Annotated in this window: 22 protein-coding genes; 2 read left to right on the forward strand and 20 right to left on the reverse strand. The window is 42.4% G+C overall.

The window, feature by feature from the left end:
• Positions 1 to 1,269, reverse strand: coding sequence for a GTPase HflX (hflX, locus tag ABN702_RS09735; protein WP_417900488.1), 1,269 nt, complete (start codon positions 1,267 to 1,269; stop codon positions 1 to 3).
• Between the two features lie 387 nt (positions 1,270 to 1,656).
• Here hflX and ABN702_RS09740 point away from each other — a divergent pair, with 387 nt between their 5' ends.
• Complete coding sequence (locus ABN702_RS09740) at positions 1,657 to 2,265, forward strand: trimeric intracellular cation channel family protein (RefSeq protein ID WP_417900489.1); 609 nt, start codon at positions 1,657 to 1,659, stop codon at positions 2,263 to 2,265.
• Here the strand turns inward: ABN702_RS09740 and ABN702_RS09745 are convergent.
• The gene (locus ABN702_RS09745; protein ID WP_417900490.1) at positions 2,262 to 2,789 is read right to left on the reverse strand and encodes a glycosyl-4,4'-diaponeurosporenoate acyltransferase; all 528 of its coding nucleotides are present in this window, start codon (positions 2,787 to 2,789) and stop codon (positions 2,262 to 2,264) included. The genes ABN702_RS09740 and ABN702_RS09745 overlap by 4 nt on opposite strands.
• A 16-nt stretch (positions 2,790 to 2,805) precedes the next feature.
• Positions 2,806 to 3,882, reverse strand: a complete 1,077-nt coding sequence (locus tag ABN702_RS09750) for a glycosyltransferase (RefSeq protein ID WP_417900491.1) — start codon at positions 3,880 to 3,882, stop codon at positions 2,806 to 2,808.
• Between the two features lie 147 nt (positions 3,883 to 4,029).
• Between ABN702_RS09750 and ABN702_RS09755 the strand changes: the two genes are divergently transcribed.
• Entirely contained in the window at positions 4,030 to 5,535 is a 1,506-nt protein-coding gene (locus tag ABN702_RS09755) for a phytoene desaturase family protein (RefSeq protein ID WP_417900492.1), read from the forward strand.
• A gap of 63 nt (positions 5,536 to 5,598) precedes the next feature.
• Here the strand turns inward: ABN702_RS09755 and spoVK are convergent, their stop codons facing one another.
• The 17 genes from spoVK to recA form a co-directional block, all read right to left on the reverse strand.
• The gene (gene spoVK, locus ABN702_RS09760; protein ID WP_417900872.1) at positions 5,599 to 6,522 is read right to left on the reverse strand and encodes a stage V sporulation protein K; all 924 of its coding nucleotides are present in this window, start codon (positions 6,520 to 6,522) and stop codon (positions 5,599 to 5,601) included.
• A 305-nt stretch (positions 6,523 to 6,827) separates the two neighbouring features.
• Entirely contained in the window at positions 6,828 to 7,055 is a 228-nt protein-coding gene (hfq, locus tag ABN702_RS09765; RefSeq protein ID WP_204413848.1) for an RNA chaperone Hfq, read from the reverse strand.
• Positions 7,056 to 7,085: 30 nt separating this feature from the next.
• A complete protein-coding gene (gene miaA / locus ABN702_RS09770; RefSeq protein ID WP_417900493.1) occupies positions 7,086 to 8,036 on the reverse strand; it encodes a tRNA (adenosine(37)-N6)-dimethylallyltransferase MiaA in 951 nt (316 codons plus the stop codon).
• A 101-nt stretch (positions 8,037 to 8,137) separates the two neighbouring features.
• Positions 8,138 to 10,027: a DNA mismatch repair endonuclease MutL gene (gene mutL / locus ABN702_RS09775; protein WP_417900494.1), complete on the reverse strand. Its 1,890-nt coding sequence runs from the start codon at positions 10,025 to 10,027 to the stop codon at positions 8,138 to 8,140.
• 16 nt (positions 10,028 to 10,043) lie between these two features.
• Positions 10,044 to 12,653, reverse strand: a complete 2,610-nt coding sequence (mutS, locus tag ABN702_RS09780) for a DNA mismatch repair protein MutS (RefSeq protein ID WP_417900495.1) — start codon at positions 12,651 to 12,653, stop codon at positions 10,044 to 10,046.
• 175 nt (positions 12,654 to 12,828) lie between these two features.
• On the reverse strand, positions 12,829 to 13,368 hold the full coding sequence (locus ABN702_RS09785) for an outer spore coat protein CotE (protein ID WP_386637371.1): 540 nt from the start codon (positions 13,366 to 13,368) through the stop codon (positions 12,829 to 12,831).
• A 310-nt stretch (positions 13,369 to 13,678) separates the two neighbouring features.
• Positions 13,679 to 14,110 carry a RicAFT regulatory complex protein RicA family protein gene (locus tag ABN702_RS09790; protein WP_417900496.1) on the reverse strand — a complete coding sequence of 144 codons (432 nt, stop codon included), beginning with the start codon at positions 14,108 to 14,110 and terminating at the stop codon, positions 13,679 to 13,681.
• 5 nt (positions 14,111 to 14,115) lie between these two features.
• On the reverse strand, positions 14,116 to 15,651 hold the full coding sequence (gene miaB / locus ABN702_RS09795) for a tRNA (N6-isopentenyl adenosine(37)-C2)-methylthiotransferase MiaB (protein WP_417900497.1): 1,536 nt from the start codon (positions 15,649 to 15,651) through the stop codon (positions 14,116 to 14,118).
• A 164-nt stretch (positions 15,652 to 15,815) separates the two neighbouring features.
• The gene (locus ABN702_RS09800; protein ID WP_417900498.1) at positions 15,816 to 16,994 is read right to left on the reverse strand and encodes a glycine C-acetyltransferase; all 1,179 of its coding nucleotides are present in this window, start codon (positions 16,992 to 16,994) and stop codon (positions 15,816 to 15,818) included.
• A gap of 42 nt (positions 16,995 to 17,036) precedes the next feature.
• Entirely contained in the window at positions 17,037 to 18,077 is a 1,041-nt protein-coding gene (gene tdh / locus ABN702_RS09805; RefSeq protein WP_417900499.1) for an L-threonine 3-dehydrogenase, read from the reverse strand.
• Positions 18,078 to 18,584: 507 nt separating this feature from the next.
• Positions 18,585 to 19,451 (reverse strand): 2-oxoacid:ferredoxin oxidoreductase subunit beta, encoded by an 867-nt coding sequence (locus ABN702_RS09810; protein WP_417900500.1) that lies wholly within the window; start codon positions 19,449 to 19,451, stop codon positions 18,585 to 18,587.
• A 1-nt stretch (position 19,452) separates the two neighbouring features.
• On the reverse strand, positions 19,453 to 21,189 hold the full coding sequence (locus ABN702_RS09815; protein ID WP_417900501.1) for a 2-oxoacid:acceptor oxidoreductase subunit alpha: 1,737 nt from the start codon (positions 21,187 to 21,189) through the stop codon (positions 19,453 to 19,455).
• Positions 21,190 to 21,449: 260 nt separating this feature from the next.
• The gene (locus tag ABN702_RS09820) at positions 21,450 to 22,436 is read right to left on the reverse strand and encodes a dipeptidase (RefSeq protein WP_417900502.1); all 987 of its coding nucleotides are present in this window, start codon (positions 22,434 to 22,436) and stop codon (positions 21,450 to 21,452) included.
• Between the two features lie 45 nt (positions 22,437 to 22,481).
• Positions 22,482 to 22,742 (reverse strand): stage V sporulation protein SpoVS, encoded by a 261-nt coding sequence (gene spoVS / locus ABN702_RS09825; protein WP_009330666.1) that lies wholly within the window; start codon positions 22,740 to 22,742, stop codon positions 22,482 to 22,484.
• Positions 22,743 to 22,893: 151 nt separating this feature from the next.
• A complete protein-coding gene (locus ABN702_RS09830) occupies positions 22,894 to 23,688 on the reverse strand; it encodes a TIGR00282 family metallophosphoesterase (protein WP_386637388.1) in 795 nt (264 codons plus the stop codon).
• 108 nt (positions 23,689 to 23,796) lie between these two features.
• Positions 23,797 to 25,356, reverse strand: coding sequence for a ribonuclease Y (gene rny / locus ABN702_RS09835; RefSeq protein WP_239582705.1), 1,560 nt, complete (start codon positions 25,354 to 25,356; stop codon positions 23,797 to 23,799).
• A gap of 366 nt (positions 25,357 to 25,722) precedes the next feature.
• Entirely contained in the window at positions 25,723 to 26,763 is a 1,041-nt protein-coding gene (recA, locus tag ABN702_RS09840) for a recombinase RecA (protein ID WP_417900503.1), read from the reverse strand.
• Between the last annotated feature and the right edge of the window lies 1 nt (position 26,764).

Consider the following 26,764-nt stretch of genomic DNA (forward strand, 5'->3'; position numbering starts at 1 on the left):
CTAATTTCGCTTTCTATTTTTTATCTCTGTAGACAATTTGGAGTTGTCAAAATAATACCCTTCCATTTCGTAACCATCTTTTTCGTCCACGAACACAAATTTACGGACAATGGTCTCCTGCTTGAGCTGCGACATTAATTTACCTTGTTCGGAGGGGACGAATATATGGTAAGGGTTCATCTCTTTTACCATCATTTTTTCAATTCTTTGTACCAAAGCATGGATATCCTCTTTATTCAAAGCACTGATATGCAGCATTTCTTCATTATAGGAAGGAACAAAGGACTCTGTCACCTGATCCTTTTTGTTGTAGATGGTAAGCACAGGTATCCCTTCTACGCCAAGCTCCTTCAATAGCTTATCTACCGTCTTCTCATGGTTAACATGATCAGGACTTGAACTGTCCACTACATGCAGGATAAGGTCCGCTTCCGTCACTTCTTCCAATGTGGAACGGAATGCCGCCACCAATGACGTCGGAAGATCTTGAATGAATCCTACCGTATCTGTCAGAAGCGCCTGGAATCCAGATGGCAGACTCACTTTTCTTGTAGTCGGATCCAACGTGGCGAATAGAAGGTTTTCCTCAAATGTCCCCGCTTCCGTCAGACGATTGAATATGGTGGACTTCCCTGCATTCGTATAGCCGACCAAAGAAAGCTGAAAAGCCTGATTACGTTTCCTGCGTTCACGATATCGCTCACGATGGCTTACAATAGATGTAAGCTGTTGTTTGATATCAACGATTCTGCGATTAATGTGTCTTCTGTCGGATTCAAGCTTGGTTTCCCCGGGTCCCCTCGTACCTATTCCTCCACCAAGCCGGGAAAGCTCTACTCCTTTTCCACTTAGCCGGGGAAGAAGGTACTGCAGCTGAGCCAATTCAACCTGAAGCTTCCCTTCCTTTGACTTTGCTCTCTGTGCAAAGATGTCCAAGATCAGCTGAGTTCGGTCGATGATTCTCGCGTCAAGCACTTTGGAAAGGTTTCTATTCTGACTCGGAGACAGCTCGCCATTGAAAATGATGAGATCCGGCTCCAGTTCTTCCTCCAATTGGACCAGCTCTTCTATCTTCCCTTTGCCGATATAGGTGGCTGGGTGAATTCGTTCCCGTTTCTGCGTGAGCGTAACGAGCACTTTTCCATTTGCCGTTTTCGTCAGGGACTCCAGCTCCTCCATAGAGTAAAGGAACGATTCTTCCTCAACATTGGGCAGTTGGCAGCCGATTAATATGACTTGTTCTTTTTCTGTTTTTTGCGTCTCGTTCAAGCGCGATACCCCTTTTTCCTATTATTTAATGAAATATATTTTGGCCTGAATATGTATGTAAATAGAAAGTTTCATCTAATCATATCAAAATATCGCCCATTTCTCTAATATTTCTTGTAGACTATTGATTTCCTAGTGGATTCTATATAAAATCAGGAAGGCTTTAATGTTTCTGCAAAGCTCTTTTTGTAAAGTTTGGTGCTTATGTCCGTAAAAAATCGGCTTTTGGATTTTTTACAGCATGTCTCCCCATATTATTCAAAGAGTAAATAAAACTAACACACGGAAAAAGAGCACGAAAGCGAATAATATTATGTGTTTAAGTTATAAACGTCAAAAGCAACATTGTAAGCGAAAACAGCCATTTGCAAGAGAGTGAGTGATAAAATGACTTGGGAAGTCTTTAGTATCATCGGGACAATCGCCTTTGCGATAAGTGGAGCAATTGTCGCGATGGAGGAAGAATATGATATTCTCGGTGTATATATATTAGGTATTGTGACAGCATTCGGCGGTGGAGCAGTTCGTAATCTTTTGATTGGTGTACCGATATCCGCCCTTTGGGACCAAGGAATGCTGTTTCAGGTAGCACTAGTGGCGATGACTGCAGTTTTTTTATTTCCTAACAATCTATTACGCCATTGGAGAAAATGGGGTAACTTTTTTGATGCCATAGGATTGGCGGCTTTTGCCATCCAAGGCGCACTTTATGCCACCAATATGAACCATCCGATCAGCGCGGTTGTCGTTGCTGCAGTTTTAACAGGTAGTGGCGGCGGGATCATCCGTGATCTCCTGGCAGGCAGAAAACCCTTGGTGCTTCGAGCGGAAATCTATGCAGCCTGGGCCATTCTTGCAGGGCTTGCGATAGCGTTCGGAATAACCAGTTCTCCTTGGCAACTTTATGTACTATTCGTTTTGATCGTGCTATTACGGGTACTCTCCTACACGTACAAATGGAGACTGCCGAACCGATCTCTTCAGCAGCAAGCTTAGCACTCCCTGCTTGAAGAGGATGAATAATGAGAAGATGGCGAGTTTATCGTCATCTTTTTTGCTTTACCTAGAATCCTTAAGATGCGAAACCGATTATAGCGCTGGATGAAGAGGAATGGCAGGTTGACAAAAATACCATACAAAACCATCAATAAACCCACTGAGGGCGGATTCCACAAAAAGAAAAATATCCCTGGAATAATGGTGATAGCATGTGTTACCTCCCCTCTTTTTGTTTCCAGGATAAATTGATGGAGGTAGAAAAATGATCTGTTGGAAAGATTTCTTTTCGAAAAAGACTCGCTGAAAATTGCAGAACCATCAGGAGCAAGGTCCTTCCACCTCTTTATCAGGATCCGTTTATAGAATGTGCTTTCCCAAGGTCTTTCCTCAAACCATTCCCGCTCCTCTTTCAGCCACCAACCGGGTATCTGATTGCAAAGGTATGTACCTCCAAGGTGAATGATGAGCCAAGCTACGATATTTACCAACGTTCCCTCCAAAGCAGATAGTTGAACAAGCATTTTCGACACCACCTTTTTATAGATCCATTCTTCTATCTTTCCACATGATATTCTTTGAGAAAAAAGTCCGAAAACAGGAATAACCAAAAACGATAATAAAAAAAGCAAGCCAAACCGGAAAAGCCACTACCGTATACCACTTAAAGTTTCCTATATTCTTAAGCACTCTCCAAAATTGCCAACATAGGATTCCATAAATGACGATAAACCATGTGAGCGGAAAGTCTTGTACTTTCAACAGGAAAGTCACTAAGCCACCCAACCATAAGGATACAAGCAGAAGATAGAGGAAATCAGTCCGCGATGCTCCAGTGGCAAAGCTTTTGCTCCACCCTTGTATTAACGATGAAAGGCCATCCGGATACATCCGCATACTGATAGCCCCTTTGCCGGAATATGCACGAACAGTACCCCCTTGATTCGCAATTAAAGCGCCAAGTGCCATATTATCCATCAACTCTCCTTGAATCGCTTGATGCCCACCATACCGAAAATAATCCTTACGGCCGATCAGCATACATTGACCGAATGCACCATTGGTAGCCAAGTTTTTTTTGAACGGCAGAAAGGCACCAAGAGAGCCCATGATTACCAAATGGAAAAAGGAAGAGAGAGATTCATACGGCCGCTTCATTTTATGAAACGGTTGGATCGAAACCATATCCTCTTCAGCTTTTATCTCAGAAACCAACCTTTCCAGGCCGTTTGCCTCAACCGTTGTATCTGCGTCCATAAAGAGCAGGAACTTCCCAGAGGCTGACGTTGCACCGTTCCAGCATCCGAATGATTTACCGAACCAACCCTTTGGAAGCTCATTTAAACTCAACACGGTAACTCCATAGGATTTTGCAATTTGAGCGGTGCTGTCCGTTGAATGGTCATCCACCACAATAATGTCCTTCACCTTATTCAGGTAAGGCTGCAGCGAATCTAACAACCTGAATATATTTTTCTCTTCATTTCTTGCAGGAATAATGACAGAAAGCTCTTTAAGTGTTTTTGCTTCATCAGGAACACTATGGTCAAAATGAGGGATTCGATAGAAAAGTACATAGTTCAAAAACAGGGTTATGGCTGTCAGGAGTTCCATCATTTTAAGCTCCTTCCTTAAAATAGACATATTTTCATGTTATGAAAATCAAAGATATGGGCAAAATGGAAAGTTGAGTGAAGTATCACCTTTTATAATTATGTTATCTAGTTTAGTCAAACTTTCTATTTTTCATAAGGAGGATTTCGAATGTCGAAAAAAGTAATAGTTATCGGTGGTGGATTGGGTGGCATGTCAGCTGCCGTTCGTCTTGCTGCGGATGGCTACCATGTTCAACTGATTGAAAAAGGAGAACGTCTAGGAGGTAAACTTAATAAACGGAGCGGCAATGGGTTCACCTTTGATACAGGACCATCCATCCTGACCATGCCATGGGTATTGGAGCAGTTGTTCGCAAGTGCCGATCGTAACTTGCACGATTATCTCACGATCGAACGGATTGAACCTCAATGGAGGACCTTTTTTGAAGATGGCGTCACGATTGATGTAACGAGCGACCTGCCTAGGATGCTCGAGGAAATAAAATCAAGATCCACAAAGGATGCTAATGGTTTCTTTGAATATCTGAACTATTGCAGTAAAATGTATGAATATAGCTTAAAGAGCTTCTACAAAAAGAGCCTATCAGGGCTGAATGAACTTAGAGCTCTCCACAATTTAAAGGAACTGATCGGAATGGATCCAATGAAGTCGATGGATCAGATTACAAAAAAATACTTTGAGGATAAGCATCTTCGTCAGTTGTTCAACTTCATGATCATGTATATCGGTTCTTCCCCTTACCACGCACCCGCCGTCCTTTCCCAATTGACGCATGTGCAGCTTGGGTTAGGAATCTACTATGTGAAGGGTGGCATGTACAAAATCGCCGTGGCCATGGAAAAACTGCTGAACGAATTACAGGTGGACTTTCAGGTGAATGCATCTGTAAAACAGATTCTGACTGCTGGAAGTAAGGCGACTGGGGTCAGACTCGAAAATGGGGAAGAGCTTTTTGCTGACATTGTTGTTTCCAATCTCGAAGCGGTTCCAGCCTATAAAACCCTCCTAAAGAATGTTCCTCACTCAGAGCGGGCACAGGAAGACTTAAGCAAGTATGCTCCAACTGTTTCAGGCCTGGTTTTACTGCTGGGAACGGATAGGAAATATGACGAGCTTGCACATCATAATTTCTTTTTCTCTGAAGATCCGGAAAAGGAATTCCATGAAATCTTCAACGAAGGGAAACCTGCAATGGATCCTACCATTTATATCGGTGTTTCATCCAAGTCCGATCCTACTCAGGCACCGGATGGTAAGGATAATCTTTTCGTACTGACCCATGTGCCTCCATTGAAGGAGGGAGAAACATGGGAGGAATATAAAGATGTCTATCGTGGGAAGATACTCGACAAGCTTGAAAGAATGGGTATGAAAGATTTGAAGAAATCTATCGAATTTGATTATTGCTTTTCACCAAATGACCTTCAAACCCTATATGGTGCAAACGGCGGTTCTATTTACGGGGTAGTGACGGACCGCAAGAAAAATGGCGGGTTTAAGATTCCTAGCCGAAGTAAACTGTTGGACAATCTATATTTCGTGGGAGGCTCCACACATCCAGGTGGCGGGGTTCCGATGGTTACTCTATCCGGCCAGTTGACTGCTGACCTTATCAACGAAGATACGGAACATGCACAGAAGAATATCGGGTAATAAATATATCAAATAAATAAGCAAGCGGGAGGCAGGGTAATGAACCCATCCGCTTGCTTTTTATTACCATTGGAGAATAAGGTCCTTGCCTTCGATGGTCATCAGCTCCATTTTTTCATACCGATCTACCATCAACAGTCGCATCGCCTGTGTACGGATCGACTTTTCGAGGATATTTCGTATATACCTCCCATTGCTGAATGCAGTGGGAAGCATGACGGTTTTCATTTGATTCAGATGTTCACGAAGCTTCCATTCCGCTTCTTTGCTTAACAGGTACTCCCTTTCTTTCAGCATCCTCATACAGATTTCCATCAATTCATCTACATTGTAATCAGGAAAATCGACAATGATGGGAAATCGGGATACAAGACCTGGATTGGTACGGAGAAATTCCTCCATTTCTCGCTGATAGCCTGCCAGTATCAAAATGAACTCATGTTGTTTATCTTCCATATGCTTGACGAGGGTATCAATTGCCTCTTTTCCAAAATCCTTTTCTCCACCTCTTGCTAGAGAATAGGCTTCATCAACAAACAATATTCCCCCTATCGCTTTTTTAACAAGATCACGCGTCTTCTGGGCGGTATGACCGATATATTCCCCAACCAGATCCGCTCTTTCAGCTTCAATCAGATGTCCTTTGGCCAGCACATTCATATCACAGAACAATTTCCCGATCAGCCGGGCAACTGTTGTCTTCCCAGTACCCGGATTTCCCTTGAACATCATATGCAAAACTTGTTTCTCAGCCTTCAACCCAGCCTCTTCCCTCTTTCTATTAACATAGATCCAAGCATAGATCTCCTTTACTACCTTTTTCATTTCCTGCAGACCGACAAGTTCTCCAAGCTCTCTCTCTATTTCCCTTAATATTGCATGTTTTGGATACGTGTATTGCTCTTCCATCGGTTGAATATGGGTTACTCTAATCGGTTTCTTCTGCCCGTTGAGAACGATATTTATTTTCCCATTATGATTGGTCATTGATTGTTCCAAGAGCGCTCACCTCTCATTCCGTCCGAACCAGGTTCCATATTGCCTGCTGCATTACGACAAATACCAATCTATTTACCTATATTTCTTCCTCAAATCGATTTCTTTCTACATTTTACTAATCTTTTCAACAAACTATTGACATTTTTGTCATATTATGCGCTTTCCCGAGAAATAATGAGGAATTTATAAATAATTGAAGAGAATATCTCCATTTATTAACTAACTATATGTATAAGTAGGATGAAACATGAGTCTAAATAAAGGAAATAAAAAAACCAGCAGTTATGCTGGTTTTAAGCTTCCGTTTCGATTTGGACATTTTTGGACGGAGAAAAAGTGGAAATGGCGTGTTTATAAATTAACTGCTGCTTGCCTTCAGTCTCTAACAGCACAGTGAAATTATCAAACCCTTTAATTAATCCTCGAAGTTGGAACCCATTTAATAAAAATACCGTTACACCTGTGCTATCTTTTCTTAGTTGGTTCAGAACCTGATCTTGGATATTAATCGATTGCTTCATCTTTTCGTCCTCCTCTTATCTCTATATTTCTTACTTATTCGCTTCAAGTTGGAGCTTTCCTGCTACAAATAAAAAAATTTCCTCTAAGATGACCTCAAAATTGGCATCTGTCATATCAAACCATGTAACATCCATTTTATTTCGGAACCATGTCAGCTGCCGTTTTGCATACCTTCTGGAGTTCTGTTTCAATGTTTCGATTGCCTGTTCCTTTGAAAGCTTTTCATCAAAATAGCCATAGAGCTCTTTATAGCCTATTGCCTGGATTGACTGACAATCTCGTATTCCTTTTTTGTAGAGCGATTCCACTTCTTCAAAAAGGCCTTGTTCTACCATAAGGTCTACCCGCAGATTAATTCTATCATATAATACTTCCCGGTCCATGGTTAAACCGACAAAGGCCACATCATACAGTAGCTCCTGCTCCTGTGACTCCTGGTACTCCGCCATGGTCTTGCCTGTAGCATGAAAGACTTCCAGCGCCCGGATCACTCTGCGCACATTGTTGGGGTGGATGTTTTCTGCACTTACAGGATCGATTCTCCGAAGCTCTTCAAAGACTCTTTCCATCCCCTCTTCCTCCACTTGCTTTTCAAGGCGCAGACGAATCTCTTCATCCTTTCCCGTGTCAGAGAACTGATAGTCATAGAGAACAGATTGTATGTAGAGGCCGGTACCTCCTGCAATGATAGGAACACAGCCTTTTTTCGATATAACGTCAATCAGTTCTCTTACTTCCCGTTGGAATTCTGCAACAGAGTATGATTCAGTTGGCTCTTTCACATCGATAAGGTAATGCGGGACTCCTTGCATTTCCTCTTTGGAAACCTTGGCTGTCCCTATATCCATTTCCTTGTAGATCTGCATGGAGTCCCCACTGATGATTTCCCCATTGACTCTTTGTGCCAATTCCACACTTAATCTCGTTTTCCCAACTGCTGTTGGTCCAATAATAACAATTACCTTCTGCTTTTCTCCCAACACTCATTCACTCTCTCAACTAATCTGTATCACAAGATATCATTATACCCACATTTTTATGGGTTCAATCCAAATTTAATGAAAATGGGCAAATTCTCCCTCTACATCACCCTTTTGAACATTTTTTCCATATCATAGGTGGAAAAGTGGATCAATATAGGTCGTCCATGAGGACATGTAAATGGATTTTCCGCGTTTCGCAATGTATCCAGCAGTGCTGAAATCTCTTCTGGTCTTAGATGATGATTTGCTTTGATTGCCGCTTTGCAGCTCATCATGATGGCTGCCTCTTCCCGCAGGTCTGACAGTTTTATTTTCTTTTTATCCATCACATGCTCCATCATTTCGTCGATGATTTCCCGCTCTTCCCCTTTAGGAAACCAGACAGGATGCGCTTTGACGATGAATGTTTGGTGACCGAAAGGCTCCAGGAACACTCCCACCTCGCGAAACTCCTCCACATACTCCTCTAAAAATAAGTATTCATCGAGGGAGCATTCAATCGTAAGTGGGACAAGTAGTTCCTGGAGATTCCGCTCCTCCTCGCCAAGCTTCTTATAATAATACTCATAATTGATTCTTTCCTGGGCAGCATGCTGGTCAATCAGATAAAGTCCATTTTCATTTTGTGCCAGAATATAGGTTCCATGCATTTGACCAATCGGATAAAGTGGAGGAATCCTGGAGGAAGTTTCCTCTGGAATTGAATCTTGAACAGGCTTTTCATACACTTTTTCCTCAACAAGATTCTCTTCCGTATGCCATTCATCTACTGGTTGCACCTTTGGAACATTCCAAGCTGAACCTACACTTTCCTTTAATAATGATTGATCATCATCTTCTTTTTGTAAATATGGTGTTTTAGGTTCGGTGAATAATGTTCTTTCCTCTTGAGGCGTGCTTTCCATTCGCTCCAGTTTATGCTCCAGGGTAAATGCTTGCTGCAAAGGTTTTTCTTCCTTATGAAGGCTTCCTGTTTTTCGTGGTGCATTGGAAGGAATGAGCTGTCTATCCTGAAAAGATGCTTTTATTCCGTCTGCAATAAGGCGATACAGTTCTTCTTCCTTGCTTAGGCGCACTTCCAATTTTGCAGGATGCACATTGACATCGACCAGCAATGGGTCCATATCTACTTGTAGATAGCAGATAGGAAAACGTCCAATCGGCAAAAGGGTATGATACCCCTCCTGTATGGCTCTGATGATGGTATAGTTTTTCACGTTTCTTCCATTGATGATGGTGGAGATATAGTTTTTCGATGCCCGGGTGATTTCCGGCAAACCTATATAACCTCTCACTTCAAAATCGAGTGAGGAAAAGGATACAGGGATCATTTTCTTGGCGATACTCAATCCATAGATCGCCGCAAGCACCTGCAGACTATCTCCGCTTCCTGTTGTGGAAAGCATTCGCTTCCCATTATGACTCAGCCTGAAAGAAATGGATGGATGAGCAAGCGCCAACCGGTTCACCAAATCTGAAATATTACCAAGCTCAGTATGGATGGTCTTCATGTACTTCAGTCTCGCAGGCGTATTGAAGAAAAGATGCTGTACGACAATGTCCGTCCCTTTGCGGCTGCTGGCCATCTCCTTTGCCTCAAGATGTCCACCTTTAAACTTCAGGCACGTGCCAGGGCCATCCCCTGTACTTGTTGTAATATCAAATAGGGATACGGAAGCAATACTCGGGAGTGCTTCGCCGCGAAAACCTAGCGTTCTGATGCGAAACAAATCATTTTCATTCTTGATTTTACTTGTCGCATGCCGCTGGAACGCTGTTATGCAATCCTCTTGATCCATCCCATCTCCATTATCAAGAACACGAATCCTCGTCAATCCGGCTTCTTCCAGTTCAATTTCGATAATGGTGGAATTTGCATCTATGGCATTCTCCACAAGCTCTTTTACAACGGATGCAGGGCGTTCGACCACTTCCCCTGCAGCTATCTTATTGGCTAGGCTTTCATCGAGCTGGATTATCTTCCCCATCTAGCTCCCTCCTCTCCTATTTTTTCGTTTTTAAAAGCTTTTGAATTTCATAAAGTTTATTTAACGCATCAAGAGGTGTCGTATCAAGTAGATCCATCTTCTTTAATTTTTCAATTGCTTGCGTTTCCGCTTTACTCATTTTCTCTGGACCATGCCGCTCTTCGTTCACTTCAAAGAAAGAAAGCTGTGTAAGTGGATCTGCACTTTCCTTTGCTTTGAGGTTTTCCGTTTCTGGAATAGCCGTTGAACCAGGTTCCGCTTCAAGCTGTTCCAATATGACTTGGGCACGCGCTATCAGCTCTTTTGGCAGCTCAGCAAGTTCCGCTACATGTATACCATAGCTCTTATCTGCAGGACCTTCCTTCATCTTATGCAGAAATACAACTTTTCCGTTTTGCTCCACCACACTGACATGGATATTCTTCAGTTTATCCAGATTCTGATCCAGTGTGGTCAATTCATGATAATGGGTGGAGAATAACGTTTTAGCACCGATCTTATCATGGATATATTCAATCAATGCCTGTGCAAGCGCCATTCCATCATAAGTGGAGGTTCCTCGCCCTATCTCATCAAATAAGATCAAGCTGTTTTGCGTTGCATAGACAATCGCATTTCTCGCTTCCAGCATCTCTACCATAAAGGTGCTCTGACCCGAAATCAAATCATCTGCTGCACCGATCCTTGTGAAGATCTGGTCAAAAATCGGAAGGGATGCCTCACTGGCTGGAACAAAACACCCGATTTGGGCAAGAATCGAAGTCAGGGCAACCTGTCGCATATACGTGCTCTTCCCTGACATGTTCGGTCCTGTTATGAGCAACATCTCTTTTTCCTTATCCATCCAGCAATCGTTCGGCACATATTCATTGGAGTCCATAACCTTCTCCACGACTGGGTGACGACCATCCTTGATATGGACTCTCCGTTCGTCATTGAAAGTCGGCCTCGTGTAATGCCGCTCTTCGCTGATTGTCGCAAAGCACTGCAGGACATCCACTTCACTGACCGCTTTTGCCAGCTTTTGAAGTCTTGGAATATAGGCCTTCACTTCTTCTCTCAATTTAAGAAACAGCTCGTATTCCAATGCCACTATCTTTTCTTCCGCTTCAAGAATAAGTGTTTCCTTTTCCTTAAGTTCCTCGGTAATGTATCGTTCCGCGTTTGCTAGTGTCTGTTTTCTTTCATATCTACCTTCAGGCAATGTTGCGAGATTTGCTTTTGTTATCTCAATATAGTAACCGAATATCCGATTGTATCCTATTTTCAGTGAACGGATGCCCGTAAGCTCGCGCTCTCTTTTCTCAAGCTCCGCAATCCAGGTCTTGCCGTTCTTACGTGCATCCCGGTACTTGTCCAGTTCTTCATGAAAGCCTTCCTTCATCATATTGCCCTCTTTAACGGAAAGGGCCGGCTGTTCTACGAGACTGTCTTGCAAAAGTCCTCTTAAATCAGTGCATTCATCCATATGTTCCAACACACTGACCGTGTCAATCGGAAGCATTTGAATCTGCTCTTTTAATGCAGGAATTTGCGACAGGGATTTTCGGAGCTGCACGAGGTCGCGGGCATTCACATTCCCAAAAGCAACACGTCCCGCCAGCCTTTCCAGGTCATAGACCTCTTTAAGGAGCTCCCTTATTTCCTGCCTCGTAAAATACTCCTTCATTAACGTCTCAACTAGTTCATGACGGGTTTCTATTTCTTGTTTTTTTATTAATGGTCTGTCCACCCATTGCTTTAATAGCCGGCCGCCCATAGCTGTTACAGTTTGATCCAACAGCCAGAGCAAGGAGCCTTTTTTACCTTTGGATCGGATGGTTTCAGTGAGCTCAAGGTTCCTTTTTGAGAACAGATCTATTTTCATTGTTTGATCCAGCTCATAGAATTGCGCTGGCTGCAAATGGTCAAGACTCCGTTTTTGAGTTCTTTTCAGATAGTTTAAAAGTCGTCCAACAGTAATTAGCAGTTTTTCCTGCTCCAGCTTGTCCGCAATATGGGAAAATTCCGGGGTAATCACTGTTGATTTTTCATAGGAGAATGTGACTACCATTCTCTCTTTAAGCATCTGGACAATATGTGGCGGAAACCCCTCTTCTACCACAACTTCCTTCGCACCAATTGAATAAACCTCATTCAGCAGCTGCTGTTCGGGCCCGGACATAATGGTCGTATGTATTTCCCCGGTCGATAAATCTGCAAATGCCAATCCGTAAGTTTCGTCACCAAAGTCAGATAGGGTCGTAAGGAAGTTATTTTGCTTATCCGTTAAACCTTTACCTTCCATAACCGTACCAGGTGTGATAAGCTGGACCACTTCACGTTTCACCACACCTTTTGTAAGCTTCGGATCTTCGACTTGCTCGCAAATCGCCACTTTATATCCTTTGTTTATTAATTGTTCTATATAGTTAGGAGCCGCATGATATGGAACCCCGCACATCGGAATCCGGTCCTTGGATCCTCCATCACGGCTCGTTAATGTAATCTCTAGCTCCTGGGATGCCTTAACCGCATCCTCAAAAAACATTTCATAAAAATCTCCAAGGCGAAAAAATAAAAAGGCATCTTGGTAGTCTGCCTTCACTCTTAAATATTGCTGTATCATAGGCGTATAAGAAGCCATGTTATCCCCAACCATTCTCCATTGTTTTTGCTGTTTTATTATATCATATTTCACATGGGGCTTATAGCTATGAGGAATTGGTTATGTTGGATAATGTTGAATGATGTTAGCTCGGCCGCTTTAAGATAATGCCAAAACAAAAGAAAACTAGGAAGTGGCCTCCCTAGTAATCTTCTTACTCTTCGTATCCGTCTACAATAAAGTCAGGATTCAGATCTTCGAAATCCTCATCTTCTACATCCCAGTCCGAATCATCAGTAGAAGTTTCAGGATGTACCTCCACAACCACTTTTGTTTCACCGATTATTTCAGCAAGGAACTCTCTTTCCACCTGCACTTCCACTTTTCCACCATTCTCAGAAATGCTCGCCTCCAGGCAATTGGGCTGCTGCAGTACGCGTGCTACAACTTCGTGCTCATCGCCAATACTGTTGTCATCCTTATAGCGGAGCTTCACCACATCCGTATAGGAGACAGTTTCCGTGACAACCTGCGTTTTCGTATTGTCACTATGGGAAAACCAACAGTTGATATCATAATGACCTGCCACTTCAACTGTGTCGTCCACTTTCTTCGCATCATACTTATGGTTAATGACCCAGCATCCTAAAATACTAGTAGGACGATGCGAGGGACTAATCGTATGTTTAGACTGCGTAAATTTTCTACCTTTACCGGTAACTGCTCTTGTGATAATTTCTCTGTATTCAGACATTCGAGCATACACCCTCCTCATGACAATCTTCATTTCATCCTATGCGGGTTAAATGACTATTGTGCTTTAATGGCATTAAAAAACGTAACCTATAATTTCTAACACATTAACGTATAGTTCATTGTATGCAAGCTTTCCGAGATATGTGCCTATTTTTTATGAATTTTTCAAGAGGAGGGTTGCGCTCCATAAAATGTATATTACGAATTCGCTTTAAGCCTATGACGCATTTTCAATTCTAAAAAAAGAAGCAGCAAGGATATGACTCTTATCCTTGCTGCTTCTCTATACTGGTTTGGCTGCTTTTCAATTAACTGCAAGAACCGCCGTGGCTGTTCTTTACATAGGAGCCAGTTTCCCCACGTAGAACATCGCCGCCTGTTGAAACGACGATTTCGTCTGTCACCTTATTGGAAATGGCAGATGAAACTAATTGCAATAGATCGTTAACACTTTGCTGGGAGTTTTTGAATTCTTGGACAATCGGAATCTCATCCAATTCTTTCAACAGATTATCCAGCTTTTCTTCTGTTTTCTTCAGTGCTTCCTGCTTGCCGTAGTGTTGGAAATTCACCGCTTGTTTTTGCAGGCTCTTTACACTTGCAACCATCTCTTTGATTTTTTGGTTTTCATTGATCTGTGCTTCTGCACGTTTGAAGTAATCCACTTCTTCCGTCTCCGCGATCATTTGTGCCAATTCTTTTGCTCTTTCAATGATGTCCGTTTTTGTATACTTAGTCATAATCCTTATACCTCCAGTGCTTCTTCTACCAGTTCACCATCAAGTGTCCAGGTTTTTGCTTTTGTTACCTTCACTTTTATCAACTTTCCGATAACGGATTTTGGTCCTCTGAAGTTAACCAATTTGCTTTTTTCTGTATAGCCTGCCAATACATCAGGGTTCTTCTTGCTTTCCCCTTCTACCAGCACTTCCACCACTTGTCCTTCATACTCTTTCAGCTTTTTCGCTGAGATCTCGTTTACAAGGGCATTCAAGCGCTGAAGACGTTCTTTTTTCACTTCCAATGGAACGTTGTCCACCATCTTGGCAGCAGGAGTTCCTTCACGAGGGGAATAGATGAAAGTATATGCTGTGTCAAATTCGACTTCACGATAAAGGGAAAGCGTTTCTTCAAACTGCTCTTCCGTTTCATTTGGAAATCCTACGATAATATCAGTAGTCAGAGAAGCGTTGGGCATTGCCGCTTTAATCTTGCCAACAAGCTCCAGGTAGCGCTCTCTATCATACTTTCGTGCCATCATCTTCAACACCTCGGAACTGCCCGATTGTACAGGAAGATGAATATGGTCAAGGAGGTTTCCGCCTTTTGCCAGAACCTCAATCAATCTATCGTCGAAATCCCTTGGATGACTGGTTGTAAATCGGATTCTCGGGATATCTATCTTTCTTATTTCGTCCATCAGATCTCCAAGTCCATAAGTCATATCCTCAAAGTCTTTTCCATATGCATTAACATTTTGTCCAAGAAGGGTGATTTCCTGATAGCCTTGTGCTGCAAGATGACGAACTTCCTGGATGATATCCAGAGGACGTCGGCTGCGTTCTTTCCCGCGTGTGTAAGGCACAATGCAATACGTACAGAATTTATCACAGCCGTACATGATATTTACCCAGGCTTTGATCTCACCTTTACGGACCTTAGGAAGATTCTCGATCACATCGCCCTCTTTGGACCAAACTTCGACAACCATTTCCTTAGACATGTAAGCCTCTTTGAGTATGTTAGGAAGACGGTGGATGTTATGTGTACCGAAAATCATATCCACCTGATTGTAGGTTTTCAAAATCTTATTAACTACTGATTCCTCTTGGGACATACAGCCGCAAACACCAATCAATAGGTTGGGACGGTGTTTTTTCAAGGTTTTCAAATGCCCCAATTCACCGAACACCTTATTTTCGGCATTTTCCCTGATTGCACAGGTATTCAATAGGATGACATCTGCATCATTTACTGTATCTGTTGGTGCATAGCCCAAACCTAGAAAAATACCAGCCATTACTTCTGTGTCATGCTCGTTCATCTGACAGCCATATGTGCGAATATAGAATTTCTTACCGTTACCCAATCCTTGAAATTCTTCTGAAATATGAAAGTCATTATGATAGTTCACTTCTTCTTTTCCGCGCTTTTTTGCATCCTTCAAGGATGGTGGAACATACACGGTTTCAAAGTACTTGCTGAAATCTTTAGCGGATTTTTTGTCCGATGGATATCCAGCGACCACTTGCTGTGATTCTACTCTTTGCTTTTCATTCATTAAGATGACTCCTTCCCATAGAGTCTCTAAAACTCTACACATTAACATAGTATATAATTTTATCCAGTTCTAAACAATATAAATACCTAAGCTGTAGGAAAATGTTCATATTCATAGATAAAGAAGAGACACGCTTTTAGTGGTGTCTCTTCTCTTGTTGTTTTTTATGAAATAATCCCTAGCTCTTTGCCGGCCTTTTCAAAAATATCCAAAGCCTCTTGTAGTTCTTCTTTTGTGTGCTGTGCTGTAACGATGGTACGGACACGCGCCAACCCTTTTGCAACAGTCGGGAATGCGATACCTTGAGCGAAAACGCCGTACTCCAATAGTTTATCGGAGAATTTGTGAGATAATGCTTCATCTCCAACAATAACCGGTGTAACTGGAGTTTGGCTGTTTCCAGTATCGAAGCCAAGCTTTGCTAATCCATCTTTGAAAAACTTCGCATTGTCCCATAGTTTTTCAATCAGTTCCGGCTCCTCCAAAAGAACCTGGATCGCCTCATCACATGCAGCCGTAACTGCAGGTGGATGGGATGTACTGAATAGGAATGGTCTGCCTTTATGGATTAGATAGTCAATCAAAGAACGCGTACTCGCTACATATCCTCCAAGTACACCAACAGCTTTACTCAATGTCCCGACTTGGATATGAACTCTTCCGTCCAACCCGAAATGGTTCACTGTGCCGCGGCCATTTTCACCAAGTACTCCTGAGGCATGTGCATCATCAACCATGACAAGTGCATCATACTTTTCTGCAAGCTCGACAATTTTATCCAGTGGAGCAATGTTGCCATCCATGGAGAATACACCATCTGTTACGATGAGGCGTTTACGGAAGTCCGCTGATTCCTTCAGTGCACGCTCCAAGTCTTCCATATCAACATGCTTGTATACTTTACGGGCTGACTTTGTCAGACGGATACCATCAATGATGGATGCATGGTTAAGTGCATCTGAGATAACAACATCCTCAGGTGACAGAATGGCGGACAAAACTCCCTGGTTTGTTGTAAAACCTGATTGGAATACGAGCGCTGCCTCTGTGTGCTTGAACTTTGCGAGCTTTTCCTCAAGCTCTTCATGCATGGTGAAAGTTCCCGCGATAGTACGTACGGAACCTGTTCCTGCACCGTACTTTTCAACTGCTTCAAGCGCAGCTTTTCTAAGGCGAGGATGAGAGGTAAGTCCTAAGTAGTTATTGGAAGATAATTGAATAACTTCCTTACCGTTTATTACCACTTTGGATCCTTGATCGGATTCTAGAGGAACCAGTTTTCTAAATGTGCCCTGTTCCTTCATTTGATCTAATTCTTCCTGCAGGTATTCAAACCCTTTCATTATAACCCCTCCTGAAAATAGATGTTCACTTTTATATTAAAATTAAGGTTGTAACACTACTTTACCACATTGACCTGAAATCATTAAATCAAACCCTTTTTCAAAGTCCTCGAGTGGGAAATGATGTGTAATCATCGGTTTTACATCTACTTGGCCAGATTTAAGAAGTCTTGAAACCTGCTGCCATGTTGTATACATTTTCCGGCCCGTAATCCCTTGGACCGTCACACCTTTAAATACGATATCATTGGTAATATCAAGCTCCACAGGACGGACTGGTAAGCTAAGAATGGAAACTCGGCCGCCGTTTGTCACCATTTTGAATCCTTGGTTCATAGCTATCGGATGACCGGACATTTCACAAATGACATCCACACCATTACCATCGGTCAGCTCCATTACAAGATCTACCGGATTATTCTCTTTTGCATTGATGACAGTTGTCGCTCCCATTTTGGTTGCTAGGTCCAAACGATATTCATTCAGGTCTATTGCGATGACCTGAGAAGCACCTGCAGCTTTTGCTACGCCAACTGCCATGATTCCGATAGGGCCACATCCGATTACCGCTACCGTTTTCCCTGCAACATCACCGGCAAGAACAGTGTGAACAGCATTCCCCATTGGCTCCTGCACAGAAGCAACATCGTAAGGCATATCTTTCGGATTTTTCCATACATTAACCGCCGGAAGTGCTACATACTCAGCAAAACAGCCATGTGTATCCACCCCGATGATTTTCGTGTTCTTACAAATATGGTAGTCCCCAGTTAAACATTGTGGACACTCATAACATACAATATGTGTTTCCGCTGAAACCTGGTCTCCCAATGCTACATTAGTTACTTTGCTTCCAACCTCTACGATTTCGCCGGCAAATTCATGACCAAACACATATGGAGGATTCACTCGGCTCTCGGACCATTCATCCCATGTATATATATGAACATCTGTCCCGCAGATAGATGTCGCTTTCACTTTTATCAGTACTTCATCTTCTTTGATTTGTGGTATATCAACCATCTGAAGTTCGGCACCATATCCACGATGATGCTTCACGATTGCTTTCATTTTTCCATTCACAGAGAACACTCCCTCAATAAATAAGTCTATAATTCTTGATTTCTACTAACAGTGTATCATCTATGAAGTTTTGAGTAAACAGTAGTGTCCACTGGATGTGTACAAGTGATTACGTTGGGGAAAATCACGAAAAAATTTTTCTGCGCGCAGTTAAGCGCTTTCATTTAATTTAAAGACTGTGTTAAACACCGCTGTTGATTTCCGCACTAGGCTGCGCTTTCCGCGGGCGGTCCGGGAGCCTCCTCGGCGCTTTTGCGCCTGCGGGGTCTCCCTCAACACGCTGCTTCCGCAGGACAAGGAAGTCTTCGGCAGCGAAACATCGCACGAAGAAAATGCTTGCATTTTCGAGGAGTCTCACCCCTTGCGCTCCAACAAACAGGGGGCGAGCAGAATATAAATTTTGCTTCAAATACTTCAGTACAATAACAACGAAGAAACATTCATCCTATTTTGCTTTACAATAAACAAAAAAGAACCCGGACGATTGTCCGGGCACTTTTGATTGTATTACATGAACTCTTTCACTAGCTCATTGAACTGTGCTTCATCCAGTTGAAGATCGGCTTTTGCCAGTGGCTCTTCACTGTAGTTGTGCACTAATTCCTGATAGGATTTCTGTTCTTTGTTCTGGTAGATAAGACCTGTAACAAGACCATTGTGCTCCATAAGTGTTTGCATAGCAGATACTTTATTGTGCGCATCGTAGCCTTCGATATCGCTCAGTTTAGTCAGATTCTCTTTGAACCAATCATACGTGTTGACCTTGTTATAGGTAACACATGGACTGAATACATTGATCAGGGAGAATCCTTTATGATTGATACCCTGTTCGATCAAAGAAGTTAAATCCTTCAGGTCTGTAGAGAAACTTTGGGCAACAAATGTTGCACCGGCAGTCAATGCCATTTCCATTACAGATAAAGAGGACTCTATTGACCCTTGTGGAGTGGATTTCGTTTTGAAACCTACTTCACTACGAGGGGAAGTTTGACCTTTAGTTAATCCGTAAATTTGGTTGTCCATTACAATGTAAGTAACATCTATATTACGGCGAATTGCATGGATGGTATGACCTAGTCCGATGGCAAATCCATCTCCATCTCCACCTGATGCGATAACCGTCAAATCTTTATTGGCCATTTTCACACCTTGTGCAATCGGAAGGGAACGACCATGGATCCCGTGGAAACCATATGAATTGATGTAGCCGGAAATACGGCCGGAACAGCCGATACCTGATACTACAGCAAGGTTTTCTGGCTCAAGTCCAACGTTAGCAGCTGCACGTTGGATGGCAGCCTGCACAGAAAAATCTCCACAGCCTGGGCACCAGTTAGGTTTTACATTATTACGAAAGTCTTTAAACGTTGCCATCTTATAACAGCTCCTTGCATTTTGTGTGGATTTCTTTCGGTAGGAATGGATCTCCATCGTACTTCAAGAGGCTACGGATTTTTTCAGCATGACCGACATTCATTTTCAGGATGCTGGCCAACTGACCTGTAGCGTTGTATTCCACAACAATTACTTTTTTCGCCGCTTTAACCAATGGCATAACTTCCTCTGTCGGGAATGGGTGAATCAGTCGGATTTGCGCATGGTTTGCTTTGATGCCTTCTAATTCTAGACGTTCCATTGCTTCTTCGATTGTCCCTCTTGTAGAGTTGAATCCTACAAGCAATACATCCGGATCTTCATGCTTCGCATTAACATGAACAGGGTTGTTGAACTTCAAGTTGTTCAATTTACGAAGACGCTTGTCCATTTGAGCTTGACGGTTAGCCGCAACCTCAGAAGGTTTACCTGTTTCTTCGTGCTCAACACCGGTTACATGGTGAATTCCGTTCTTCATACCAGGAATCACACGTGGGGATACCCCGTCTTCTGTTACCTCATAGCGCTTAAAGTAGCTCTTGTCATCTGTATCCGGAATTTCTGCATTAATATCTAGTTTACCGCGGCGGATTTCTACCTTATCAAATGCAAGAGGCTCAACCGACTGCTTGCCCAATGATAATTGCAGGTCTGTCAATAGAATAACCGGCACTTGATATTCTTCCGCAATATTGAATGCTTCCACTGTATCGTAGAATGCTTCCTGAACAGTACTTGGAGCCATAACAACCTTAGGGATTTCACCATGTGTGCCATAGATCATCGCCATAAGATCAGATTGCTCGATTTTAGTTGGAAGACCTGTACTTGGTCCACCACGCTGCGTGTCGACGACAACAAGCGGAGTTTCTGTCATACCTGAAAGACCAATCGCTTCCATCATCAAGGACAGACCAGGACCTGCAGAAGCTGTCAGCGTACGTACCCCAGCGTAGTTAGCACCGATTGCCATTGTACATGCTGCAATTTCGTCTTCTGTCTGGATAACTGTTCCACCGAATTTAGGGAGCTTTTTAATCAAGTATTCCATGATCTCAGATGCCGGAGTGATAGGATAAGCAGGCATAAAACGTGAACCTGCAGCAACAGCACCCATTGCGATTGCGTCATTTCCGATCATAAACAGGCGCTTTTTGCCATCGGCTTTTTCCAACTGCATCGTCTGGACATTTTCTGCTTGTTCCTTCACAAATGCAACACCCGCACGGATCGCTTCCATGTTCTTTTCCACAATGGATTCGCCTTTTCTTCCGAAAATCTCCTGTACCACTTCACGGAATGATTCTGCATCCAAATCAAGAATGGCACTGGATGCCCCAACGGCAACCATGTTCTTCATTAAAGAAGTACCAAGTTCTGTAGCGATTTCTGTGAATGGTACAGCATACAATGTTGCTTTTCCATCTTCAGGAATACTTGGCTTGAATTTCGCATCGGCGATAACCACTCCGCCTTGGCGTAATTCATGGTAATTTACATCGATTGTTTCCTGGTCAAATGCTACTAATATATCAAGATCATCAGAAATGGAACGGACCTGGGTTGTACTAACGCGGATTTTATTGTTAGTATGTCCACCTTTAATACGAGAAGAGAAATGGCGATAGCCATATAAGTAATATCCTAAACGATTTAATGCGATGGAGAAAATTTCACCAGTACTTTCGATACCTTCTCCTTGTTGCCCTCCAACTTTCCATGAAAGTTGATTGATCATGTGCCTTACACCCCTTTAATTACCTTCATTGTCAGAATTTATCATACGAATTCAATTGTAACACTATTCCGATTAGATTACTTATTTAATAAGGAAATATGGAATAGAAACTACTATAAAATCAGGTAAAATATGTACTAAACGCTTTCATTGTAGACCTATTTTTTTAAAAATACAAGCGTTTGATTCAATTTCTTTCAAAAAATTTGAAAATTTTATTAGTAAAATATGAAAACGCATTCATCGGTGCTTTTTACTAATCATTTAGGGAATCTTTTAAAGAAATTCCCATAAAGAAAGCCTTCCACCTCAGTATTAGAATAGTATTTTAATAACGTATTCACCAGACTTGAGTAATCTTCGTATCTGGATAATCCACTGACTGTTTTTGTGATTCCGTCAAAATCCGACCCTAACCCTATATGATTGATACCGCCAAGAGAACAAATATGATCTAAATGACGTATCACATCAGAAATGTTACATTCAGGATTATTGGAGAGGAATTGTGGAACAAAAGTTACGCCTATGACAGCATCTTTTTCAATCAGCGCTTTTATTTGTGCATCTGACAAATTCCTTGGATTTGGACAGATCTTTTTACAATTGGAATGCGATGCGATCACATATCGACCTATATCCAGCACTTCCCAGAATCCCTTTTCGGATAAATGGGAAACATCCGTCCAGATAAAGTGGTCGTTGTTCTCCAGTACAACCTGCTTACCGAACGATGACAGTCCTGCCCCCCTCTCCTCAAGAATTCCATCCGCAACTGTGTTGGCATAATTCCATGTCAGACCGACAGAAGAAACTCCTAGTCGGAATAGGGTCCTTAATCGTTCCAAACTGTTGCCAATCGCATCACAGCCTTCCAATGTCAAAACGGCACCTACCTCATCTTCCTTCAAATGCAGCATATCCCTCTTTGAGGTAACAAGCTTCATTTTTGGAAATCGCTGCAGGATATCTCTATAAAAAATATCGATCATTTCCAATGCTACATCGAACTTGGATTCCGCTCTTACCATTTCCGGTATGTAAATAGCAAAGCATTGTACGCTTGCATCCGCTTTCTTTAGACCATCCCATGTAACATGAAGGTCTGTACTATCTTTGAAGGATAGATGAGGTTCTTCCCACATTCTGAATATGGTATCACAATGAGCATCAAAAATCCGCATTAGATTCTTCCACCTTTTTACAGTTATTTTTGACCCACTTATAAAAAACAAGCCCGTCTGCATCTAATTGCAAACAGGCTTTTTTTATACTATTCTTCTGATTTTTATCTATCTAGGTTCTACAATCAATTTTATTGCAGTTCGTTCCTCACCGTCAATTAATATATCGGTAAAAGCAGGAATACATATCAAGTCCACTCCACTAGGAGCGACAAAGCCTCTGGCAATCGCTACAGCTTTTACAGCTTGGTTCAGTGCCCCAGCCCCGATTGCCTGTATTTCTGCATTCCCTCGTTCCCTTAACACTCCTGCTAAAGCCCCTGCTACCGAATTTGGGTTAGATTTGGCTGAAACCTTTAATATTTCCATTTCTAGCTCCTCCTTAACATTTACAGTATATGGTGAAAGGTCCATAGATGAATGAATTGTTAATAATTTCATTCCTACTATATTCGGGAGAAGCCAGATGTATTCCAACTTGTATCACTAAAGATATCTTAATATTCAAAAAAACAGATAATCAATCAAAAAACGGATGATCCTCATTAATGATCAGTGGTTTGATGGACTTCGCCTTACCTGTTTTCATATCTACATCGAGGATGACAGCATTAAGCTGCGTTCTTCCTTCCGTCACCTCAAAACGAACTGGAAGAGACGTCATAAACCGTTTCAATACGGCATCCCGCTCAACCCCTAATATACCGTCATAGGGTCCTGTCATCCCTACATCGGTAATATAAGCAGTTCCTTCAGGCAATACCCGATAGTCGTTTGTTTGAACATGGGTATGCGTTCCGACGACTCCTGTTACGCGCCCATCCAAATACCAGGCAATCGCCTGCTTTTCACTGGTCGCTTCTGCGTGAAAATCGACAAATATAAATGGCGTCCGCTTTCTCGCCTCCTCTACTAGCTCATCAGCTTTTTTGAAAGGACAGTCAATAGGAGGCAAAAAAGTTCTTCCCTGTAAATTGATTACGGCAAGCTCCTTCCCGTGAAAAGGGATATATGCAATGCCCTTCCCAGGTGTCTCACTTGGAAAATTGGCAGGGCGTATCATAAATTTTGCACTATCTATAAACTCAAAAATTTCACGGTTATCCCACGTATGATTCCCGAGCGTCACCAGATTTGCTCCAGCAGATAAAAATCCTTGATAAATTTTTTCTGTGATTCCTTTTCCTCCTGCTGCATTCTCTCCATTGACAATGGTGACCGCAGGTTGGAACTTACTTTTTAATTTTGGCAAATATTCTTTGACCATATCTCTACCGGGAGAACCCACAACGTCTCCGACAAATAAAATTCTCAAGATTAATCGATTCCCTTCTATATTTCTTGTTAGTAATAGTTTCCCATACCTTTCGTTGATAGGCAAACCACTTTAAAGACAAACAAAAAAAGTGGTGCGAGCACCACTTTACTTTGCGTATTCTACGGCTCTTGTTTCACGAATCACCGTTACCTTGATATGTCCTGGATAATCCAGTTCTTCTTCAATGCGTTTTCTGATGTCTCTTGCAAGACGATGCGCTTCCAGATCATCGATCGTATCAGGTTTAACCATGATACGCACTTCACGACCTGCTTGGATAGCAAAGGATTTCTCAACACCTTCGTAGGATTCTGAAATCTCTTCCAGTTTCTCTAAACGACGGATATAGTTTTCGAGTGTTTCACTGCGTGCTCCCGGTCTTGCAGCTGATAAGGCATCGGCTGCTGCCACAAGTACCGCAATGATGGAAGTCGGTTCCGTATCTCCGTGGTGGGAAGCGATACTGTTGATAACAACAGGATGCTCCTTATACTTCGTAGCTAATTCTACGCCGATTTCCACGTGACTACCTTCGACTTCATGGTCAACCGCTTTCCCGATATCATGCAGCAATCCTGCACGACGAGCCAATGTTTCATCCTCGCCAAGCTCAGCTGCCATTAGACCGGATAAGAAGGCCACTTCCATCGAATGTTTCAGAACGTTCTGTCCATAACTTGTACGGAATTTCAATCGACCCAGGATTTTAATCAAATCAGGGTGTAATCCATGGACGCCGACTTCAAATGTAGTCTGCTCACCCATTTCACGGATGTATTCATCCACTTCACGTCTTGATTTTTCAACCATTTCTTCAATACGCGCAGGGTGGATACGCCCATCCTGTACTAGCTTATCAAGGGCAATACGTGCTGTTTCACGACGGATCGGATCAAAACCAGATAATATTACAGCTTCTGGTGTGTCATCGATGATCAAGTCGATTCCAGTCAATGTTTCAAGAGTACGGATATTACGTCCTTCACGACCAATGATTCGACCTTTCATCTCATCATTAGGTAAGTTAACAACGGATACTGTCGTTTCTGCAACATGATCCGCTGCGCAACGTTGGACAGCTAAAGAAAGAATTTCTCTTGCCTTCTTATCCGCATCTTCTTTTGCTCTGTTTTCGCTTTCCTTCACCATCAGAGCAATATCATGGGATAGTTCGTTTTCAACACGGTCAATGATGATGTTTTTAGCCTCATCTCGTGTCAAAGCCGAAATGCGTTCTAGCTCTTCCTGCTGTTTACGCACTAATTGATCCACTTTGCTTTCTAATTCTTCAATATGCTGTTGTCTATCGTTTAAAGAATCTTCACGCCTTTCCAAAGCTACTTCACGTTTATCAAGCGATTCATCTTTTCGATCTAGATTCTCTTCTTTTTGCATTAAACGATTTTCTTGTTTTTGCAGTTCGTTTCTACGGTCACGAATTTCACGTTCAGCTTCTGTGCGAAGTTTGTGAATTTCGTCCTTAGCTTCTAATAGTGCTTCTTTCTTAAGTGATTCAGCTTCACGTTTCGATTCTTCCACAATCTGTTCAGCTGCACTCTTAGCGCCTAAAATCTTTTGCTCAGCAATAGATTTACGAACATAAAAGCCAACAACTACACCGACGAATAAGGCAAGCAAAGCGGAGATGATTGTTACAGTTTCCATTATTACACCTCCTCTTGCTATGAACTTTTTTCTTGCTAGATTTCATTGTCGGCATGTACATTGTTACAATGTGTGTCAACATACAGCTCAAAGGCTTTTTTAGCTTTTTTATAGCTCTAAAATTCTAACAAAATGTAAATTATACATACTAATTGTAAATCTGTGAAAATTTATTGTCAAGCCTGTCCTATCAAGCATTTTACCTTTTTGGTAAACTAATCCTATTTCAAACACTCAAAGTAGGTATAACTGCATGGTTTTCGGCCTACAAAAAAAGGGCCGTACCGACTCTCCAGCGGCACAGTACCACTGTGCAGACAGGTACTGTGCCAGAAAAATCGATACAAGCACTTAACTAATCGGAAATTAAAAATCAAGAAGTTCCTCTTGGTCATTTTCCTCCGGAGGAGCCGACAACTCTTTATCAAGACCATGGTGATCACGGATTAGTTGATAGATTTCTTGACGCACTTCCTTGTTTTCCTTCAGGAACTGCTTGGCATTCTCACGGCCTTGGCCTAATCTTTCCTCATTATAGGAATACCATGATCCGCTTTTTTGTACGATATCCAGGTCAGAGCCCATGTCAATGACTTCTCCCTCTCTGGAGATTCCCTCTCCATACATGATATCCACTTCCGCTACTTTGAATGGAGGGGCAATTTTATTTTTCACTACTTTAATTTTCGTTTTATTCCCGACAATTTCATGACCTTGCTTCAACTGTTCAGCACGACGAACCTCTAGACGTACGGAAGAATAGAATTTAAGCGCACGCCCGCCTGGTGTAGTCTCAGGGTTACCGAACATGACACCGACTTTTTCACGGATCTGGTTGATGAAGATCGCAATGGTTTTGGATTTATTGATTGCACCGGAAAGCTTACGAAGTGCTTGGGACATAAGACGGGCCTGAAGACCTACATGGGAGTCTCCCATTTCCCCTTCAATTTCCGCTTTTGGAACTAGCGCTGCAACAGAATCGACTACAATGATATCAACAGCACCACTTCTTACAAGTGCCTCTGCAATTTCAAGGGCCTGTTCCCCAGTATCCGGCTGGGATAGAAGCAATTCGTCTATATTCACACCCAATTTTTGTGCATATACAGGATCAAGTGCATGCTCGGCATCGATAAATGCTGCTTGTCCACCCTGCTGCTGTACCTCAGCGATTGCATGAAGTGCAACCGTTGTTTTACCTGAAGATTCCGGGCCATAGATTTCCACTACTCTTCCTCGCGGATATCCGCCGGCACCCAATGCTACATCCAATGCCAGGGAACCACTTGGCATTGTGGAGATTTTACGCTCGGCCTGTTCCCCTAATTTCATGATGGAACCTTTACCGAACTGCTTTTCTATTTGTTTTAATGCCATATCTAAGGCCGCTTTACGATCACTCACA

Source organism: Bacillus haimaensis (assembly GCF_048270625.1).
GTDB lineage: Bacteria > Bacillota > Bacilli > Bacillales > Bacillaceae_I > Sutcliffiella_A > Sutcliffiella_A haimaensis.